Below are 19,867 nucleotides of genomic sequence, written 5' to 3' on the forward strand. Positions count from 1 at the left end.
AAAAAAACACCTCCAGTATATTTATTAAAATAAATAATTTATATAAAATAGTAATTAAATTATACAGATTATTTGTTATATTATACCATATATAAATAAAAAAGTCCATATTTATGCAATTATACATAAAATAATATATTTTGTATACAATTAAAGCTACCCCTAGAGGTAGCTTAGCTATAAAATTAATCTAAAGGAGCTTGATAAAATCTTCCGTAGAATTGCTCTGTTTTAAAGCTATTAATAATTATATATGGGTCTACCATTTTTACTGTTTCTACAATTTCTGGCACTTCATAAGAAGATACAACGGTATGTATAACAGTAACATTTTTCTTGCTATAACCACCAATAGCATCTACACAGGATAACCCGTGTCTAAAGTTCTTAATATATACATCTACAACTTCATTAGGTTTACAAGTAGTCATTTGTAATGTAACGCGTACATATCTTTGATGGAAAGTAGATATAACTCTAGTTGTAACGTACTGGAATAATATAGAGTATCCTGCTTCTGTCCAACCAAATAAGATACCAAATATACATAATATTATTACATTAAATATAAATACATAGTTCCAAATAGATTTTCCTTTTTTATTGGATACATAAAGTGCTATAAAGTCTGTACCACCAGTAGATGCACGACCTTTTAAGGCCAAAACAATACATATACCATATAAAAATCCACCAAATATAACATTTAATATATCATCACTTGTACTAAAAAAAGGTTTAAAATCTAAAACTCTTAAAAATATACTACTAAGAAATACTTGTAGTAAAGAATAAAGCACAAAGCGTTTGCTAATAGCTTTAAAGCATAATAGTGCAACAGGTAGATTTAAAGCTAGTAATGAAAATGAAATAGATATGGATTTTCCTAAAAACGCTGTGGATATTTTATCTATTAATATTGCAACGCCTGTAAATCCACTTGATAATAAGCCTGCAGGTTGTATAAATGATTTTATTATAAATGTTTGTAATAATGCTGATATTATAACAGAGATTATAGTAAATATATGTGCTATTTTTTTATTATTTTTAAGATGTTTACCCATTTTTATCCTACTTTTAAGCTCCTATTTTAATTATTATATAAATCTTCCATTTTTATTTCGTGTCTATTGGCATACACTCTTTCTAGCTCTTGAGAAAGGCGTTCTTCCATATTTTTTGTTATGTATGTAATTTCTTTTAAAGAATCTTGTAATATTTTTTCTACATCTAAAAGACAGCTATCAGCATAGTTTATAGCACCATCTCTCATTTCTGTAACATATTCTTTCATTTCTTTTCTTTTGTTTTCTTCCATTATTTTTGCCATTTTAGTTATGTTATGCTCGCTAACCATAGATTGAGCGTCTTCTTCTGCCATTTTTATTATTTTATTTGCTTCTAGGTTGGCATCTTGTAAAATTTTATCTGCATTATCAATTATTTTTTTAGCTTCTTTTAGCTCTCTAGGTAAATTATACCTAATATCTTCTAAAATATTAAATGCTTCATCTTTATCTATACCTTTTCCTCCAAAGAGGCTACCACTTTTACTTTCACTTATTAAATTAAATAGCTCATCTATTAAATCGTCTACTTTTGTATACTCTTGCATATTAACATTCTCCTCTATTAACTTTTTTTTCTAATCTATCTTTTACAATTTTGGGAACCATAGCATCATATTTGCCACCAAATATAGCTATTTCTTTAACAACACTAGAGCTTAACCAAAGGTTTTGAGTATCTGTTGGCATAAAAAGAGTTTCTATTTCTTTATTTAGTGTTTTATTAGTAAGGGCTATTTGAAATTCGTATTCAAAATCTGTTAGGGCTCGTAGTCCTCTTATTACTATTTTACAATCCATTTCTTTACAAAAATCTACTAATAAGCCAGAAAAACTAGCTACCTTTACATTTGGTATATTTTCAGTAAGCTCTTCTAACATTTCTATTTTTTCTTTAGTAGAAAACATAGGAGTTTTGGAAGGGTTATTTAAAACTGCTACAATAAGTGTATCTGTTAGTTTGCTAGCTCTAGTTATTATATCTAAATGTCCGTTTGTAGGTGGGTCAAAACTACCAGGATAAACTGCTTTCAAAAAATAACCTCCTTGTTAAATTAGTTTTTATATTCTAAAAACACCATTTTTGTTATTTTATATTCTTTAGTTCTATATGTATATAGCTTGTCTAATATTATTTCGGGTTCTTTTATATGTTGCTCACAAATAATAAAGCCATCTTCTTTTAATAACTTAAATTGTTCTATTTTTTTTAATGTAGGTAATAGCAAGCCTTTATCATATGGTGGGTCTAAAAATATTATATCAAATTTTTTGTTGTTTTTAGCTAGCATATCTATAATGTTTAACACATCTATATTATACACGGTGGATTTTTGTTCTAACCTTGCTAAAGATATGTTTTGTTTTATTATATTTATGCTATCTTTATTAAAATCTACAAATGTAGCGTCTTTTGCACCACGGGATAGGGCCTCAATACCAATTGCACCACTGCCACTAAATAAGTCTAAAAAAGAACAGCCGTATATGTATGGTGAAATTATGTTAAATAAAGATTCTTTTATTCTATCAGCAGTAGGCCTAGTGTTTAAACCTTCTGGAGATTTTAGCTTAAGGCCTCTAGCAGAGCCAGAAATAACTCGCATAAAAAATTTCCTTTCAAAAATTGAGTAGTATATAAGTCATTATCTTTAATTATAACTAATTTTAATATATTAGTAAAGGAAAATTTTATAAAAATATATACAATTTTTATAAAAAATAGACAAAAAAACAAAAGACAATAAATGTTATATTCTGTTAATATTGCTATAATGAAACTGTGTTATTTATAGTATTGAAAAATTGGTCAATCTTTTCTTTTAGAGGTTTATTTATATTATCTATAAGTAGAGGGTCTTTTTTATATAGAGTAATGGAAGCTTTTTGCACTTGCTTTAATATTTCCATATCTTTATACAAGTTAGCTATTTTCATATCTGGTACACCGTGTTGTCTTGTTCCAAAAAAGTCGCCTGTGCCCCTAAGCTCTAGGTCTTTTTCACTTAATATAAATCCATCGCTATGTTTTACCATAGTATCTAGCCTTTGCTTAGACTGTTTACTTTTGCTATCGCTTACTAAAACACAATAAGATTTATCACTACCACGACCAACACGTCCTCTAAGCTGATGCAACTGAGATATACCAAATCTTTCTGCATTTTCTATAATCATTATTGTTGCATTAGGTACGTTTATACCAACCTCTATAACAGTGGTAGACACTAAAATATCTATTTTTCCTTTATAGAAATTATCCATTATTTCTTGTTTTTCGGCATTTTTCATTTTTCCGTGAATACATTCTACACTATAATTAATAAATATTTCATTTTTTAATTGTTCTGTATATGATAAAACAGCTTTTAGCTCCATTTTTTCGTTTTCTTCTATCATAGGGCATATAATGTAAGATTGCCTTTTTTCGTCTGCATTTTTTTTAATGAAATTATATATTCTAGGATAATATGTAGAGTTTACAAATATAGTATCTATTTTTTGTCTACCTGGAGGTAATTTATCTATTGTAGATATATCTAAATCACCATACAAAATAAGTGCTAATGTTCTAGGTATAGGGGTTGCTGTCATAACAAGTGTATGAGGATTTTCTCCTTTTTGTGATAAAATTTCTCTTTGTTTAACACCAAACCTATGTTGCTCATCTGTTATAACTGCTCCTAAGTTGTTAAATACAACTTTATCTTGTATAATAGCGTGTGTTCCAACTATAATTTTAGCTTCTCCTGATTGTATAAGAGCATAATTTTCTCTCTTTTCTTTAGCCTTTTGGTTGCCAGATAAAAAAACACATTTAATATTTAGATTATCAAATATTGCCTTAAACCCTTCAAAATGTTGGCTTGCTAAAACATCGGTAGGAGCCATTATAGCTACTTGATAACCATTATTTACTGTTATGTATGCAAGTATTTGTGCTATAACAGTTTTGCCAGAGCCAACATCTCCTTGTATAAGCCTGTTCATAGCTTTATCTTTATTTAAATCTTCTAATATTTCTTTTAGCACATTATTTTGAGCATCTGTAAGTTTAAAGGGTAGCATATTTAAGATAGGTGTAATATTTGTATTTTTTATATTAACATTACATTTTTTATGCTCTAAAATACCTTTTATTTGTAAAAGTTTTGTTTGTAATAAAAATAGCTCTTCAAAAACTAGTCTTCTCCTTGCTATAAAAAAACTTTTATTATCTTTAGGAAAATGTATATTTTCTATGGCAAACTTTCTAGAGCAAAGGTTATTTTGTGTTAATATTTCATCTGGTAAAAACTCTTTTATTTGCTCTTTAACATTAGATAAAGTTTGGTTTATTACTTCTCTAAAAAGTTTTTGTGAAAATTTATATGTAGAGGCATAAATAGGTACTATACGTCCACTAGATAGCAATTCTCTTTCATCTATTATTTCATAATCTGGAGATTCCATCTGTGTTCTACCATATTTTTGTATTATTTTACCTGTAAATATGTAGTCTGATTTATATTTTATAGTATTTTTTAAGTATGGTTGATTAAACCAAACAATTTCTAAAAATCCAGTATTATCATCTATGCGTATTTTTGTAATAGATATATTTTTTATTTTAGTTGTTTCTGGCTTAGATATAACTTTACCTTTTACTGTGTTTATTTTATTTAGCTCTATATCTTTTATTTTACATACATTACTTCTATCATCATAATCTCTAGGGAAATATTCTATAAGGTCATTTACTGTAAATACACCTAACTTTTGTAATTTTTTTGAACGTTCTTCTCCTATATTTTTTATGCTTATAATATTATCGGATAATAACATTTTAGCCTCCTAAGTTAGTTTATTTAAATTATAAAAGGAGCTTTTTAGCTCCTTTATAATTAACATATTTTTATTCTACGGAAATTACATAATAATATAAAGGCTGGCCACCGTATATAATTTCTGTATCAAGATAGTCATATTTTTCGTTAATATATTCTTCTAATTGTGTGGCTTGTTCTTCTTTTATATCTTCACCAAAGTATATAGTAATAATGCTAGGGTCTTGTGTATTTTTTATCATATCATCAATAAGATTTTTTGTACCTTGTTGTATATCTTTATCTACATTGTTAATTTTGCCCTCTAGCATACATAAAATATCGTTTTCTTTTATATCAAAACAATCTATTTTTGTTTCTCTAACTGCAAATGTAACTTGCCCCGTAGATACACTTTCTATGGCATCTTGCATATTTTCTACATTTTGCTCTAAGCTAGCAGTAGGTAAAAAGCTAGTAAGAGCTGCAAAGCCTTGTGTTATACTAATAGTTTCTATAACACAAATATTTTTTTTATTATAAGCTTCTTTAGCTTGTTTGGCTGCTAGTATAATATTTTTATTGTTAGGCAATATAAATACATTTTTAGCATTAACTTTTTCAACAGCTATTAAAACATCTTCTATACTAGGGTTCATAGTTTGCCCACCTTGTATAATTTCATCTACACCAAATTCTTTAAAAAGCTCATTTATACCATCTCCAATAGACACCGATACAAAACCAAATTCTTTCTCATCTGCTTTAGTATCTTCTTGTTTTACGTTAAAATCTATAAGATTAGTATGTTGTGTTCTCATATTTTCTATTTTTATGTTATCTAGGCTACCTACCAATAAAGCACGTTCTAAAACTTTACCAGGGTTATCTGTGTGAACGTGTATTTTGATAAAATCATCATCACTAGCTAATACTATGGAATCTCCAACATTTTCTAAAAAGTCTTTTAAATCTTTTTCTATATTAGGGTTATTATTGTTAAGATTAATAAAAAACTCTGTACAATATCCATATTTTATATCTACATTTTCTATATTTTTAGGGGGGTTGTTTTCTTTAGGTAGTGTTAAGTCAAGTTCTATGTAGGTATCATTATCAAATAATCCACCCTCTAGTATGTTTAAAAGTCCTTTTCCACCAGCATCTACTACGCCAGCTTGTTTAAGCTCTGGGAGCATATTAACTGTTTTATCTAATACAGTATTTGCATAAGATATTACTTCTTTCATCATTTCCATAATATCTTCTGTTTTGTTTGCCATTTCTAAAGATTTTTCGCTTATGGCTTTAGATATGGTAAGGATAGTACCTTCTTTTGGCTTCATAACAGCTTTATAAGCTGTTTCCATACCTTTTGTAAAAGCGTTTGCTATATCTTTGGCATTTGCTATATCTTTTCCCTCTAAGGCTTTAGAAAAACCTCTAAAAAGCTGAGATAATATAACGCCAGAATTACCTCTAGCACCTCTTAAAGAGCCAGAAGAAAGGGCTTTAGCAACATCGTGTATATTAGGAGAATTTACTTTTGATACTTCTTTGGCAGCAGATAATACAGTTAAAGACATATTTGTACCAGTATCTCCATCGGGAACAGGGAAAACATTTAAAGCATCAATATTTTCTTTGTTTTTATTAAGCTTATTAGCACCAGATATAATAAATTTTTTTAGTTTATGTCCATCTATCATTAATAATTTCAATTTTTTGTATCCTCCTAAGTTAATCGTTTATTTTTATGCCTTCAACAAAGATATTTATGGAAGAAACTTGCATACTTGTAGCCTCTTCTACTTTATATTTAACTGTACTTATAATAGTTTCTGCTACGGCTTTTATATTAGTACCATATTTTACAATAATATGTAAATCTATTATAAGTTTGTTGTTATCTATGTGAAGTTTAACACCTTTTGTAAGGCTTTCTATTTTTAAAAGCTTAACTATACCATCTTTCATATTTTTACTTGCCATACCAACTATACCATAACACTCTGTTGTAGCAAGCCCTGCTATTTTAGCAATAGCCTCTGGCTCTATATTAATTGTGCCTAATTGATTCTCTATATTAGCCATAATATATTTACCTCCATAAAAAGTTTTATTATTATAACAAAGTTTTATTATATTATACACCAAAAAAGATATATTTATCAACTATATTAAAGGTTATTATAAAAATAAAAATTTTAAGCTTTACAATTAATAATTTTTTAAACTTAGTAAAAAAATTTAATATAAAGGTTGATTTTTAGAAAAAAATCTGTTATAATTTTAAACGATGATTTTTAAACCTATTAAGGAGGTGTAGTAATGGCTAAATGTGAAATTTGTGAAAAATCAGTTCGTACTGGTCATAGAATTAGCATTAACCGTAGCCAAGTTTCTCGTCGTGCTAACAGAACTTGGAAACCTAATGTTAAAAAAACTAAAATTATTGAAAATGGGACTGTAAAATCTATCAATATTTGTACAAGATGTTTACGTTCTAATAAAGTTACTCGTGCGATATAATATTTTGGGCTTTTTGTCAATTGTTTATTTTTAACTATTGACAAAAAGCCTTTTCACTTATTAACTTTAAATTTATTAAGTAAAATTAATATTAAAGAGGTAGACTATGAAAAAACAACTTATAGTTATTGCAGGCCCTACAGCTTGTGGTAAAACGGCATCATCTGTTTTATTAGCTAAAAAAATAAATGGAGAAATAATATCGGCAGATAGTATGCAGGTATATAAATATATGGATATAGGTACTGCAAAAATAAAAGAAGAAGAAACAAAGGGGATAAAGCACTATCTAATAAATGAGTTTTATCCAGACGAAGATTTTTCTATTGCCGTTTTTAAGGAAAGGGCAACAAAGTATATAAATGAGATACATAGCAAAGGGAAAGTACCTATATTAGTAGGTGGCACTGGATTTTATATAAACTCTGTTATTTACAACAATGACTTTACAAAAACTGATAAAGATGATACATACAGAAAAGAGCTAGAAAATATAGCAATACATAAGGGAAATGATTTTTTACATAATATGCTAAAGGAAATAGATAAAAAATCGGCAGAAGATATACATAAAAATAATGTAAAAAAAGTTATAAGAGCTTTAGAATATTATAAGCTAACAGGAGAAAAAATATCTATACATAACGAAAGAGAAAAACAAAAAGAAAAAGAGTATAACACAACATTTTTTGTATTAAATATGGACAGAAAAAAATTATATGATAGAATAAATTTAAGAGTGGATATAATGATAAGAGATGGGCTTGTAGATGAGGTTAAAAATCTATTAGATAAAGGTTATAAAAAAGAGCTTGTATCTATGCAAGGGATTGGGTATAAAGAAATAATAAAATATTTAGAGGGTGAGTATACGCTAGATTATGCCATAGAAATAATAAAAAGGGACACAAGGCATTTTGCCAAAAGACAGGTTACTTGGTTTAAACATCAGGCACAAGATTCTATATGGATAGATACTAGTAGTTTTAAAGATGAGGAAATATTATCAGAATATATGAAAGATATATTTATTAACAAAGGAGAATAAGATGGACGTAGCATACAATTATATAAAAGAAAAATTTGATGTAGATGAAAAAGTTTTAGCTTTTTGTAAAGATGCAGAAGAAAGCATTAAAAGTATATTTGACAGTATAGATAAAAACGCAGAAATAAACCAGTATAAAGTGTTACAGGCTATGCAAAAAAATAAACTTAGCGATTGTCATTTTGGTATGACAACAGGATATGGGTATGATGATATAGGCAGAGATACATTAGAGGGAATATATAAAGACGTATTTAATGCAGAAAGTGCTTTGGTAAGACCTCAAATAATATCTGGTACACACGCCTTAACAGTTGCTTTGTTTGGCAATTTAAGATATGGAGATGAGCTTTTTTCTCCAGTAGGAAAGCCTTATGATACATTGGAGGGAGTAATAGGGTATGCTAGAGAAACAAAAGGGTCTTTAAAAGAACACGGTATATCCTATAGACAGTTAGAGCTACTAGAAGACGGAAGTGTAGACTTTAATAATATAGCTAAAAATATAACAGATAAAACAAAAATGGTAACTATACAACGTTCTAAAGGGTATAGCTATCGTCCTAGCCTTACATTAGAAGAAATTAAAAAAATAATAGAAATAGTAAAAGCTGAAAGAGAAGATATTATATGTATGGTGGATAATTGCTATGGAGAATTTGTAGATATTATAGAGCCAGCAGAGGTAGGGGCAGATTTGGTTGTTGGGTCTTTAATAAAAAATCCTGGTGGTGGGCTTGCACCTGTGGGAGGATATATAGTAGGAAAACAAGAATATGTAGATAATTGTGCATATAGGCTAACAGCTCCAGGCCTTGGAAAAGAAGTAGGCCCTTCTTTAGGCGTTACTGGTGCTTTAATACAAGGGCTATTTTTAGCTCCAACTGTTGTTGCATCTAGCTTAAAAGGAGCTGTATTTTGTGCTAAAATATTTGAAAACTTAGGATATGATGTAATACCTAAAGCCTTAGAAAAGCGTAGCGATATAGTACAAGCTATACAAATGAAAGATGCAAACAAGGTTATAGCTTTTTGTCAAGGTATACAAAAGGGTGCTCCTGTTGATAGTTTTGTAGTGCCAGAGCCTTGGGATATGCCAGGATATGATTGTCCTGTTATAATGGCTGCTGGAGCTTTTGTACAAGGCTCTTCTATTGAGCTTAGTGCAGATGCCCCTATAAAGCCACCTTATACTGTTTATATGCAAGGAGGACTTACTTGGTTTCATAGCAAGGTGGGGATAATACTTGCAATAGATGAAATGTATAAAAAAGGTATAGACTTAGGATTGTAGTTTTTATAAAAAAATAGCATACAATAAGATTTTTTTAGTATATTTATAAAAAATAGATAAGGAGAATAATATGAAAATACTAAAAAAATCTTTTTTTATTATGCTTACTTTTGTATTGGTAGGTTGTTCAAAAGGAAATAATTCTAATGATGATTACGCTAGCGTACAAGAAAAATTTGTTAATATGGAGTCTTATTCTTGTAATGCAGAGGTAACTTTTTATTCTAATAAAGGAGAAAATACATATACAATAAGCCAACAAGCTAAAAATGATGGTAGGTATTACATAGAAACAACGGCACCAGATAATGTAAAAGGGAATATAATACTTTTTGATGGAAATATACTCTGGCAGTACAACCCTAGTTTAGATAGCAAAATATCTATAGGGGATAAAGACAAAATGGCTAGAAAAGAAATATGTCTTTTTTCATTTTTAGAAAATCATTTAAAAAGTAAAGATATAGCATTAGAAACAGCTAATATAGACGATAGTATATATTCTGTACTAGAAGCCAAAATAGCAGGTGGTAACAAATATTTTGATAGTGAAAAGCTTTGGATAAATAATGAAACAAAATCTCCAGAAAAATTAGTTATATATGACAAAGATGGTAAAGAAAGAGTTTTAGTTAAATACAATAGTTTTGTATATAACCCTAAAATAGAAGATAGCAAATTTAATATAGAAAATATTGCAAACACACCAGAAAATTAGTATCATATATTATTATAAACTTTAGAAGGTGATATTTATGATAGAGTATGAAAGAGTAATAGCAGAGATAAACCTAGACAATATAGCTTATAATATGGCTAATATTAGAAAAAGTGTAGATGAAAAAACAAAAATAATGGCAATTGTAAAAGCAGATGCCTATGGACACGGTTCAGTTGAGGTGGCAAAAACTGCTCTTTATAATGGGGCAGATTGGCTAGGAGTAGCTATAATAGATGAAGCGATAGAGCTTAGAAAAAATAATATATTTGAACCTATTTTAATTTTAGGTAACACAATAGAATACAAGCTTTTACAAGTTATAAAATATAATATTACACAGACTATTTTTTCTTATGATATTGCTAAAAAGCTATCTGATGAGGCTTTAAAAATAAAAAAAAGTGTGGATATACATATAAAAATAGACACAGGTATGAGCAGGCTAGGATTTTTGCCAACAGAAGAAAGCATAGAAGAAATAATGGCTATAAAAAAATTGCCTTATATAAATATAACAGGAATATTTACACATTTTGCAACATCGGATATGGAAGATAAAAATTTTACTAAAGAGCAATTTGAAAAATATATGTGGATTATAGATAAATTAGAAAAAAGAGGTATTAATAATCTTATAAAACACGTATCTAACAGTGGAGCTATTTTAGATTTACAAGAGTATAGGTTAGATATGGTAAGAGCAGGTATTATATTGTATGGTATGTACCCGTCAACACAAGTTTTAAAAAATATAGATATAAAACCTGCTATGAGCCTAAAAACTTATGTAACATATGTAAAAGAAATAGAGCCTAATGTTAGCGTTAGTTATTGTCGTACATACTTTACCAATAAAAAAACTAAAATAGCAACTATACCTGTTGGTTATGCTGACGGATATGCAAGAATATTAAGTAATAAAGCTAGAGTTTTTGTAAATGGGTATTATGCAAATGTGGTAGGAAATATTTGTATGGACCAATTTATGATAGATGTAACTAATATACCTAATATAAAACAAGGGGATATAGTTACACTTATGGGGCAAGATATAACAGCAGAGGAATTAGCAAGGTTACAAAATACTATAAACTATGAAATAGTATGTAATATAGGGAAAAGAGTACCTCGTGTTTATATAAAAAATAATGAGTTTTTAAAGATAAAAAAATAGATTTTAAAATACACTTGCAAAATAATAATAAGTTATATTATTTATACTTATGATAGTATAAATATTTTTAAATATGTTCATAATAAAATTAATAAATAGATTAGTAGGTGATATTATGAATATATACATACAGATTGAAATTGATGCGGAGTGTGAAAAAAAATGATTGTGAAAAGAGGGGATATTTTTTATGCAGATTTAAGCCCTGTTGTAGGCTCCGAACAAGGCGGTGTAAGGCCTATTTTGGTGGTGCAAAATGATATAGGAAATAGATATAGCCCTACTATTATATGTGCTGCTATAACATCTCAGATAAATAAGGCAAAGCTACCAACACATATAGAAATAGATTGTAGCAAATATCTATTAATAAAAGATTCTGTAGTTTTGCTAGAGCAAGTAAGGACTATTGATAAAAAGAGAATAAAGGAAAAAATAGGTCATTTAGATGATATTATAATGAGCAAGGTAGATAAGGCATTATTAATTAGTTTAGGGCTTAATACATAAGGGAAAAACACCATAGTATTTAATACTATGGTGTTTTTATTAAATACAATTAAGATATGCCTTATATTTTTAAAGGGAAAATTATATACAGGTGTTTGTATTAATTTTTACTAATAAAAATATATAGGAATATTTGTTTTTTAATACAAAGTATTGAAAAATTGATTAAAAAGCATAAAATGTACTATAATAGCTATGATATATGCAATTTTTTATATTCGGCAGGAGATAGGCCGTAATATTTTTTGAAACTTTTACTAAAGTGGTAGGCATCATCATAGCCAACAATAGAAGATATTTCTTTTATGCTTAAATCTTGTTTTTTTAATAGTAAGTCTTTGGCGTTTTCTAGTCTTATTTTTATAAGGTAATTTATAGGTGTTTCTCCTATTTCTTCTTTAAATACTTTTGAAATATAGAAAGGGCTTAAATATAAATTTTTAGCTATTTGCTCAAGAGATATTTTTTCTGCAAAATGCTCGTGAAAATATGTTTGTATCTCTTTACCAATTGTAGACTTTTTATTTTCTGACACTGTTGTATTTTCTTGTTGTTTTTCTCTAATTGACAATAAGATAAATTGTGTAAGGTAAGATTGGAGCATAAAGTCTTTCCCTGTTTGGCTTAAGGAGTTTTCTTCCATTATATCTGATATTAAATCTAAAAACCTTTTTCTTGATGAAAGTGTAGTTTTTATAATGGGGTATTCGTTTAAAAATAGAGTGTTTTCTATCATATTATTAAATTTAAAGTTGGAAAAGCCAACAAAAAATTCTAGGCTTGGTTTTTCCGTAGAGATGGGCATACCATAATGATATTGCTCTGGATTTATTAAAATAATATCACCCTCTTCTACATTGTAAGAAACCCCATTTATATTAAAGATAGCTTTGCCAGACATAATATATGCAACTTCCATATGGTTATGTTTATGGCTACATTCTTTTGTTTGTCTAGTACCCTTAACACAAAATAGCATATTTGGGTTAAAGTCTGAAAAATCTATATCTGTTATGTACACAAAATCACCTGCAATCTATATAAATATATTTAGCTAATTATATTATACAATATAAAAAATTAATTATCAATGAAAGCACAAAATAGTAATAATTTTGTAATAAATCAATATAAAGATAATATTAAAATTGTATAGTATTATAAAAGATAATATTAAAATAAAGCACAATATATTACATTATTAAAGCAAGAAAGTACATTTTTTTTTAAATAAATATGTTTATAATGTAAAAATACATTATAATATTTTTGTTATAATTATTATACGGCTTATATCTTTATAAAGAAAATATTATAAACATTTTACCTTGGATACATTGTATCCTAAAAATTGATTTTAATATAATAGGAGGAGAATAATATGGAAGCCTTTAAATGGTTTTATTCGTTTTTTAAACCTTATAAAAAAAGGTATATTTATGGCTTATTTTTGGTTACTATAGCTACTTTATTATCATTTGTTAATCCATATGTAATAGGTATATTTGTAGATGATGTAATGCAAAAAGGCGATGTAAGTATGCTTAAATATGTATTAATAGGCTTAATAGGTTCTACAATAATAAAGACAACTATAAGATGGTATTATTTAGTATTGTTTGAACAATGTTCTCAAGATATTTTATACAATATGAGAGATAAAGTGTATAGAAAATTTATGAGACAAGATTTTGCGTTTTTTAATAGAAATAGAACAGGGGATTTAATGTCTAGACAAATAGGCGATATGGACGCTATAAGACATTTTACAGCTACATTTTTTGCTATATATGAAGCTATTATATACTTTGTTGTGGCACTTATTATGTGTTTTACCGTAAATGTAAAGATAGGTCTTTATATGATATTAGTATTGCCTTTTACACTTGTTTTAACATTAATCCAGTTTAAACACGTAGAAAAATATTTTGAAAGGATAAGAGATTGTTTTTCTAGTTTAAATTCTTTTGTGCAAGAAAACATTAGTGGTAACCGTATGGTTAGAGCTTTTGCAAAAGAAGACTATGAAATACAAAAATTTAATAAAGAAAATGAGGCTTATAGAGAAAGCCAGCTAGAATCAACAAGAGTATGGAGCAATTATATACCAATATTTGAATTTTTATCTAATGCTCTAACTGTTGTTTTAATGTTTGTAGGTGGTAAAATGGCTATACAAGGTAGTATAACAGTTGGAGGATTAATAGTTATTTATAACTACCTTTGGATGTTAAACTACCCACTTAGAATGTCTGGTTGGTATATAAATGATACTCAAAGGTTTTTAACATCTTTAGATAAAATATATAAAACTATAAAAGACCAACCTAAAATAAGAAGACCTATAGAGGCTGTGTCTAACCATAGTTTATACGGAGATATAGAGTTTAAAAATGTATCTTATCAACCAGAAGATGACAAAAACTTTGATATATTAAAAAATGTAAGTTTTTCTATTAAAAAAGGGCAAACTTTAGGTATAATAGGTGCTACAGGTGCTGGTAAATCTACTGCTGTAAACCTTTTAAGTAGATTTTATGATGCAACAGAAGGGGAAATAACAATAGATGGTATACCTATAAAAGATATAGATATATATTGGCTTAGGGACAACATAGGTATGGCTATGCAAGACGTATTTTTATTTTCTGATACAATAGAGGGAAATATTGCTTATGGCGACCCTAACTGCCCTTTTGAAAAGGTAGAATGGGCTGCAAAAACAGCAGGTGCTCACGACTTTATAGAAAAGATGCCAGAGGGATATGATACAATAGTAGGAGAACGTGGTGTAGGCTTATCTGGTGGACAAAAACAAAGGATATCTCTTGCTAGAGCCTTATTAAAAGAGCCATCTATACTTATATTAGATGATACAACATCGGCTCTTGATATGGAAACAGAGCATATGATACAAGAAAACTTAAAACTTCTTGATAAAGAATGTACAAAAGTGTTAATAGCTTATAGAATATCTTCTATTATGGAGGCAGATTTAATACTTGTATTAGATAAAGGGGAAATAGTAGAAAGAGGTACACACGAGGAGCTTTTAGCACAAGAGGGTTATTACTATTCTGTATTCCATCACCAATATGGAGATTTTAGAGAAGGGAGGTTATAAAAATGGCTAGAAATACTTATGAGATAGATGAAAATTTAGAAACCCCTTTTGATATAGAAAAGTTGAAAAGAATAGGAAAATATGTAGCACCATATAAGCTAACAATAGTATTTATACTATTTCTTATGGCTACATCTAGTATAGCTACTATGTTTATACCTGTTATATTTATGGAGGCTATGGACGTTTCTATACCAAACAAAGATATGAACCAAATATTAAGGCTTAGTGTATATATTTTGGCTATATCAGTTTATGTATCTATTGTTTTAAAAATAAGAACACAAGTAATGACTAAAATGGGGCAAAACATTATATTTGAAATAAGAAAAGATATTTTTGAACACGTACAAAAATTACCTTTTACATATTTTGATAATAGACCACACGGTAAAATACAAGTAAGGATAGTAAATTATGTAAATAATTTAAGTGATTTATTATCAACAGGGCTTATAAACGTTTTGACAGAAGCTGGTTCATTATTTTTTATAGTAGGTTTTATGTTATATATAAATGTTAGATTTACATTAGTATGTATGTTAGGGTTACCAGTGCTAACTGCTCTTGTATGGTATGTAAAATCTAGGCAGAGAAAAGCTTGGCAAGAGGCTAGCAACAAACAATCTAACCTTAATGCCTTTATATCTGAAAGTATAAATGGCGTTAGAATAACTCAGTCTTTTGTTAGAGAAAAAGAAAATAGACAAATATTTAATAGGCTTAGCGACAATTACAGAAGTAGCTGGATGACGGCTGTTAAATACAACTTTTTACTAGGACCTGCCATAGAAAATATATCTGCTATAACAACGGCTATAATATATGTTTTAAGCGTATACTGGGTAACAGGTGGCTCTATAGCTATAACAGCAGGTACAGTTGTAGCATTTATATCATATATAGGGAGATTTTGGGCACCTATTAATACTATTGCTAGTTTTTATAACAGTATAGTTACGGCAGTATCTTATCTTGAAAGGATATTTGAAACAATAGATGAGCCAGTAGATGTAAAAGATAGAGATGATGCCGTGGAAATGCCAGAGATAAAAGGTGAAGTTAAATTTGATAACGTATGTTTTGCTTATGAAGAAGGGCAAAATATATTAAATGGTATTAACTTTAAAGCAAATGTAGGTGAAAGTTTTGCTATAGTTGGACCAACAGGAGCAGGTAAAACAACAATAGTAAATTTATTAAGTAGATTTTATAACATAAATTCTGGACATATATACATAGATGATATAGATATAGAAAGTGTAACTATAAAATCTTTAAGAACACAAATGGGTGTTATGATGCAAGAAAGCTTTATATTTTCTGGTACTATAATGGATAATATAAGATATGGCAATCAAGATGCTACTGATGAGGAAGTTATAAAAGCTGCAAAGGTTGTTTGTGCACACGATTTTATAATGAATATGGAAGACGGATACAACACAACTGTAAAAGAAAGAGGAAGTGGGTTATCTGCTGGGCAAAAGCAACTTATATCTTTTGCTAGAGCTCTTCTTGCAAATCCTAAAATATTAATACTTGATGAGGCTACATCTAGCATAGATACAGAAACAGAAATAGCATTACAAGAGGGACTTAAAGGGTTATTAAAAAATAGAACGTCATTTATTATAGCACACAGATTATCTACTATAAAAAATAGTACTTGTATACTTTATGTAGATAAGGGACAAATAATAGAAAAAGGCTCTCACGATGAGCTTATAGCTAAAAAGGGCGCTTACTACAAACTTTATATGTCTCAATACGAATTTTTGAAAAAAGAAGATGAAAAGTAGTTACTTTTAAAAATAGTTTATAAGAAAGGTTATAGATTTTATCTATAGCCTTTTTGAATATATATGAATAAAATTAAAATTTTAGTAAAACATAAATTTATAGGTAAATTTTATGGGAGGTTATTATATGAACAAAAAAATATTAATTTTCTTATTATTATCAATATTTATGTTTAATACTAATAGTTTTTTAGTTTTAGCTAATGAAGAACAAGAACAAAACCAAAATCAACAACAAAATGGAAGCGAAAATCAATTAGATGTATTAGCAAAATCTGCAATACTTATAGAGGCTACAACAGGTAAAGTATTATATGAAAAAAATCCAGATGAAAAGCTTTCCCCAGCTAGTGTTACAAAAGTGATGACACTTTATTTAATATATGAAGCTATAGAAAATGGAAAAATAAAATGGGAAGATATTGTAACAGTTAGTGAATACGCAGCTAGTATGGGAGGCTCGCAAATATTTTTAGAGCCTATGGAAAAGCAAGATGTAAAAACTCTTACAAAGTCTATAGCTATAGCATCTGCAAATGATGCTGCTGTTGCTATGGCAGAGCATATAGCAGGAAGTGAACAAGAATTTGTAAAACTTATGAACCAAAAAGCTAAAGAGCTTGGTATGGAAAATACTAATTTTGAAAATGCCTGTGGACTAGATATAGATACATCAAACCATTATATGAGTGCTAGAGATATAGCTATAATAAGCAGAGAGCTTATGACAAAATATCCAGATATAAAAGAATTTACAACAAAATGGCAAGATACTATTACCCATAAAACAAAAAAAGGTGAAACAGAATTTGGACTTACAAACACAAATAAATTATTAAAAATGTATGATGGGGCAACGGGTCTTAAAACAGGCTCTACTAAAAAGGCCTTATACTGTTTATCTGGTAGTGCAGAAAGAAATGGTCTTTCTGTTATAGCTGTTGTTATGGCATCTCCAGACCCTAAAGTAAGATTTAAAGAAGTGACTAAAATGTTTGACTACGCTTTTGCTAACTATCAAGTTGTAAAATGTGATGAAGAAGGTAAAAATATGGGATATGCAAATGTATATAAAGGAGAAAAGCCTACTGTAAATGGTGTTATAGAAAAGCCTGTAAATTTTGTTATTAAAAAGGGTGCATCTACTGATATACAAAAAGATATACAAATATTAGAGGGTATAAAAGCTCCTATTACTAAAGGTACTAAAATAGGTGAGGTTATTTATACCTATGAAGGTAATGAGATTGGACGAGTAGATATTTTGGCACAAGAAGATGTTAAAAAAGCCTCTTTAAATGATATTTTAAAAAAATTAATAATTGATTGGGTAGTATAATATTATATAATATAAGTAAGTATAAATTTATTAATAGATTTATACTTACTTTTAATTTTATAATAATTATTATATAATTATTATAAAATATTTAATAAATAAAATGGTGATGAATATGAATAAAATTTTAAAATTTATAAAGTTTATAAAAATTTTAATAAAAAAGGCATCTGAAAATGAGCTTATGTTAATGTCTAATGCTTTAACATATAAATTACTTATAGCAATGTTTCCTTTTATAATATTTCTTATGACGCTTCTTGGATTTTATAATCTTAATTTAGAAGAATATATTATAGAAGCTAGCAAAACACTACCTAAGCCTATCGAAAATATATTAATAGTATTTTTAGAAGAAGTTATACAGACAAAAAGCGTTAGTTTACTATCTACAAGTTTTTTAATAACTATATATAGTGCATCAACTGGCTTTAATTCTATAATACAAGGGTTAAATAGAGCATATGAGCAAGAAGATAATAGAAGTTTTATATTAAAAAGAGGTACAAGTGTTATGCTAGTATTTATATTTGCTATATTGGTAAATTTTTCTTTGTTACTTTTTATATTTAGCGATTATATACGAGATTTAATAATAAAATATACACCTTTAGAATTTATACCATATTTTTTAGATAGTGCATTTTTATATATACTTGTAGGGCTTGTTTTATTAGTTATGGTATTAGTTATTTACAAAATATCTATATCGAGAAATGTAACCTTAAAAAGCATATTGCCAGGAGCTTTAATATCTGTTTTTAGCTGGCTCATATTATCTAAAGGATTTAACATATACATAAACAATTTTTCTAGGTATTCTAAAATATATGGTAGTATAGGGAGTATATTTGTGTTAGTTATATGGATAAATATGATTTCATTGGTTTTGCTTTTGGGGGGGCAAATTAATGCTATATTAGAAAAACAGAAGGTGTTTAAAAGTTAGATAAATGTTGAAAAGTTAGATAAAATGTGTTAAAATAAAAAAATATATTAATAAAAGTTTAAATGTAATTTATTTTGAAAAATTTTGTTTTTTATAATATTTGATAAAATATACATAAACTAGTAAAATATTATTATGACTAATGAAAAGTATTTTATGAGGGGATATTATGATAAATTTTGATAATCAGCTAGATATTACAAAAAATATTAGAATGATAGAAATATTAAAAGGGCAAATATTAGCAGGGGTGTCTGACTTACATAATAGTTTTATACAACCTGACAGCACAGAAGCAGATAAGATAGAAATATTTGCCGATTTAACTATACTAATATATATACTTGCTAAAAAGATTGGCATAAGCCCAGAAACATTACTTTTGAAAATAAATAAAAAATTAAAAATAGGTGTTTTAGATGAAACTGACATTTTTAATGAAGATGTAAAAGAACTTTTAAGATATTTTAATAAACTATGATGCAGGAAGTTATTTTT

Annotated in this window: 19 protein-coding genes; 11 read left to right on the forward strand and 8 right to left on the reverse strand. The window is 27.8% G+C overall.

Going from position 1 to position 19,867, the window contains the following annotated elements:
* Positions 1-185: 185 nt before the first annotated feature.
* The 7 genes from R5Z65_RS01115 to R5Z65_RS01145 all read right to left on the reverse strand — a co-directional run bounded on the left by R5Z65_RS01115 (position 186) and on the right by R5Z65_RS01145 (position 6,973).
* The gene (locus tag R5Z65_RS01115) at positions 186-1,067 is read right to left on the reverse strand and encodes a YitT family protein (protein ID WP_317366518.1); all 882 of its coding nucleotides are present in this window, start codon (positions 1,065-1,067) and stop codon (positions 186-188) included.
* A gap of 26 nt (positions 1,068-1,093) precedes the next feature.
* Complete coding sequence (locus R5Z65_RS01120; protein ID WP_317366519.1) at positions 1,094-1,618, reverse strand: hypothetical protein; 525 nt, start codon at positions 1,616-1,618, stop codon at positions 1,094-1,096.
* Between the two features lies 1 nt (position 1,619).
* Positions 1,620-2,105 (reverse strand): pantetheine-phosphate adenylyltransferase, encoded by a 486-nt coding sequence (coaD, locus tag R5Z65_RS01125; protein ID WP_317366520.1) that lies wholly within the window; start codon positions 2,103-2,105, stop codon positions 1,620-1,622.
* Between the two features lie 20 nt (positions 2,106-2,125).
* Complete coding sequence (gene rsmD, locus R5Z65_RS01130) at positions 2,126-2,677, reverse strand: 16S rRNA (guanine(966)-N(2))-methyltransferase RsmD (protein ID WP_317366522.1); 552 nt, start codon at positions 2,675-2,677, stop codon at positions 2,126-2,128.
* Between the two features lie 163 nt (positions 2,678-2,840).
* Positions 2,841-4,895: an ATP-dependent DNA helicase RecG gene (gene recG, locus R5Z65_RS01135; protein ID WP_317366524.1), complete on the reverse strand. Its 2,055-nt coding sequence runs from the start codon at positions 4,893-4,895 to the stop codon at positions 2,841-2,843.
* Positions 4,896-4,965: 70 nt separating this feature from the next.
* Positions 4,966-6,597, reverse strand: coding sequence for a DAK2 domain-containing protein (locus tag R5Z65_RS01140; protein WP_331677987.1), 1,632 nt, complete (start codon positions 6,595-6,597; stop codon positions 4,966-4,968).
* Between the two features lie 19 nt (positions 6,598-6,616).
* The gene (locus R5Z65_RS01145; RefSeq protein WP_317366557.1) at positions 6,617-6,973 is read right to left on the reverse strand and encodes an Asp23/Gls24 family envelope stress response protein; all 357 of its coding nucleotides are present in this window, start codon (positions 6,971-6,973) and stop codon (positions 6,617-6,619) included.
* Positions 6,974-7,207: 234 nt separating this feature from the next.
* Between R5Z65_RS01145 and R5Z65_RS01150 the strand changes: the two genes are divergently transcribed.
* The 6 genes from R5Z65_RS01150 to R5Z65_RS01175 all read left to right on the forward strand — a co-directional run bounded on the left by R5Z65_RS01150 (position 7,208) and on the right by R5Z65_RS01175 (position 12,155).
* Positions 7,208-7,408, forward strand: a complete 201-nt coding sequence (locus R5Z65_RS01150; protein WP_317358429.1) for a bL28 family ribosomal protein — start codon at positions 7,208-7,210, stop codon at positions 7,406-7,408.
* A gap of 106 nt (positions 7,409-7,514) precedes the next feature.
* The gene (miaA, locus tag R5Z65_RS01155) at positions 7,515-8,456 is read left to right on the forward strand and encodes a tRNA (adenosine(37)-N6)-dimethylallyltransferase MiaA (RefSeq protein ID WP_317366526.1); all 942 of its coding nucleotides are present in this window, start codon (positions 7,515-7,517) and stop codon (positions 8,454-8,456) included.
* Position 8,457: 1 nt separating this feature from the next.
* Positions 8,458-9,750, forward strand: a complete 1,293-nt coding sequence (locus R5Z65_RS01160; protein WP_317366528.1) for a methionine gamma-lyase family protein — start codon at positions 8,458-8,460, stop codon at positions 9,748-9,750.
* A gap of 70 nt (positions 9,751-9,820) precedes the next feature.
* The gene (locus R5Z65_RS01165) at positions 9,821-10,468 is read left to right on the forward strand and encodes an outer-membrane lipoprotein carrier protein LolA (protein ID WP_317366530.1); all 648 of its coding nucleotides are present in this window, start codon (positions 9,821-9,823) and stop codon (positions 10,466-10,468) included.
* 37 nt (positions 10,469-10,505) lie between these two features.
* The gene (gene alr / locus R5Z65_RS01170) at positions 10,506-11,645 is read left to right on the forward strand and encodes an alanine racemase (protein WP_317366531.1); all 1,140 of its coding nucleotides are present in this window, start codon (positions 10,506-10,508) and stop codon (positions 11,643-11,645) included.
* 162 nt (positions 11,646-11,807) lie between these two features.
* The gene (locus R5Z65_RS01175) at positions 11,808-12,155 is read left to right on the forward strand and encodes a type II toxin-antitoxin system PemK/MazF family toxin (protein WP_317366532.1); all 348 of its coding nucleotides are present in this window, start codon (positions 11,808-11,810) and stop codon (positions 12,153-12,155) included.
* Positions 12,156-12,348: 193 nt separating this feature from the next.
* Here R5Z65_RS01175 and R5Z65_RS01180 read toward each other — a convergent pair whose 3' ends face one another.
* Positions 12,349-13,176 (reverse strand): AraC family transcriptional regulator, encoded by an 828-nt coding sequence (locus R5Z65_RS01180; protein ID WP_317366533.1) that lies wholly within the window; start codon positions 13,174-13,176, stop codon positions 12,349-12,351.
* 360 nt (positions 13,177-13,536) lie between these two features.
* On the opposite strand from R5Z65_RS01180, the gene R5Z65_RS01185 reads away from it, so the two are divergent.
* The 5 genes from R5Z65_RS01185 (at position 13,537) to R5Z65_RS01205 (ending at position 19,850) form a co-directional block, all read left to right on the forward strand.
* Entirely contained in the window at positions 13,537-15,279 is a 1,743-nt protein-coding gene (locus R5Z65_RS01185) for an ABC transporter ATP-binding protein (RefSeq protein WP_317366534.1), read from the forward strand.
* Positions 15,280-15,281: 2 nt separating this feature from the next.
* Positions 15,282-17,081: an ABC transporter ATP-binding protein gene (locus R5Z65_RS01190; RefSeq protein WP_317366535.1), complete on the forward strand. Its 1,800-nt coding sequence runs from the start codon at positions 15,282-15,284 to the stop codon at positions 17,079-17,081.
* Positions 17,082-17,208: 127 nt separating this feature from the next.
* Complete coding sequence (locus tag R5Z65_RS01195) at positions 17,209-18,420, forward strand: D-alanyl-D-alanine carboxypeptidase family protein (RefSeq protein WP_317366537.1); 1,212 nt, start codon at positions 17,209-17,211, stop codon at positions 18,418-18,420.
* A gap of 115 nt (positions 18,421-18,535) precedes the next feature.
* Positions 18,536-19,369 (forward strand): YihY/virulence factor BrkB family protein, encoded by an 834-nt coding sequence (locus tag R5Z65_RS01200; protein ID WP_317366538.1) that lies wholly within the window; start codon positions 18,536-18,538, stop codon positions 19,367-19,369.
* 169 nt (positions 19,370-19,538) lie between these two features.
* Positions 19,539-19,850, forward strand: a complete 312-nt coding sequence (locus R5Z65_RS01205; RefSeq protein ID WP_317366539.1) for a MazG-like family protein — start codon at positions 19,539-19,541, stop codon at positions 19,848-19,850.
* Positions 19,851-19,867 lie beyond the last annotated feature (17 nt).

Origin of the sequence: uncultured Tyzzerella sp., assembly GCF_963558545.1 — a bacterium.
Classification (GTDB): domain Bacteria; phylum Bacillota; class Clostridia; order Lachnospirales; family CAG-274; genus Tyzzerella.

Bases quoted from the DNA above. Each gene is read 5' to 3' on its own strand.
- R5Z65_RS01205 (WP_317366539.1), top strand. From the start codon at position 19,539: ATGATAAATTTTGATAATCAGCTAGATATTACAAAAAATATTAGAATG.
- R5Z65_RS01190 (WP_317366535.1), top strand. From the start codon at position 15,282: ATGGCTAGAAATACTTATGAGATAGATGAAAATTTAGAAACCCCTTTT.
- R5Z65_RS01115 (WP_317366518.1), bottom strand. From the start codon at position 1,067: ATGGGTAAACATCTTAAAAATAATAAAAAAATAGCACATATATTTACT.
- alr (WP_317366531.1), top strand. From the start codon at position 10,506: ATGATAGAGTATGAAAGAGTAATAGCAGAGATAAACCTAGACAATATA.
- R5Z65_RS01195 (WP_317366537.1), top strand. From the start codon at position 17,209: ATGAACAAAAAAATATTAATTTTCTTATTATTATCAATATTTATGTTT.
- R5Z65_RS01150 (WP_317358429.1), top strand. From the start codon at position 7,208: ATGGCTAAATGTGAAATTTGTGAAAAATCAGTTCGTACTGGTCATAGA.
- R5Z65_RS01120 (WP_317366519.1), bottom strand. From the start codon at position 1,618: ATGCAAGAGTATACAAAAGTAGACGATTTAATAGATGAGCTATTTAAT.
- R5Z65_RS01200 (WP_317366538.1), top strand. From the start codon at position 18,536: ATGAATAAAATTTTAAAATTTATAAAGTTTATAAAAATTTTAATAAAA.
- R5Z65_RS01175 (WP_317366532.1), top strand. From the start codon at position 11,808: ATGATTGTGAAAAGAGGGGATATTTTTTATGCAGATTTAAGCCCTGTT.
- rsmD (WP_317366522.1), bottom strand. From the start codon at position 2,677: ATGCGAGTTATTTCTGGCTCTGCTAGAGGCCTTAAGCTAAAATCTCCA.
- miaA (WP_317366526.1), top strand. From the start codon at position 7,515: ATGAAAAAACAACTTATAGTTATTGCAGGCCCTACAGCTTGTGGTAAA.
- R5Z65_RS01185 (WP_317366534.1), top strand. From the start codon at position 13,537: ATGGAAGCCTTTAAATGGTTTTATTCGTTTTTTAAACCTTATAAAAAA.
- R5Z65_RS01165 (WP_317366530.1), top strand. From the start codon at position 9,821: ATGAAAATACTAAAAAAATCTTTTTTTATTATGCTTACTTTTGTATTG.
- recG (WP_317366524.1), bottom strand. From the start codon at position 4,895: ATGTTATTATCCGATAATATTATAAGCATAAAAAATATAGGAGAAGAA.
- R5Z65_RS01160 (WP_317366528.1), top strand. From the start codon at position 8,458: ATGGACGTAGCATACAATTATATAAAAGAAAAATTTGATGTAGATGAA.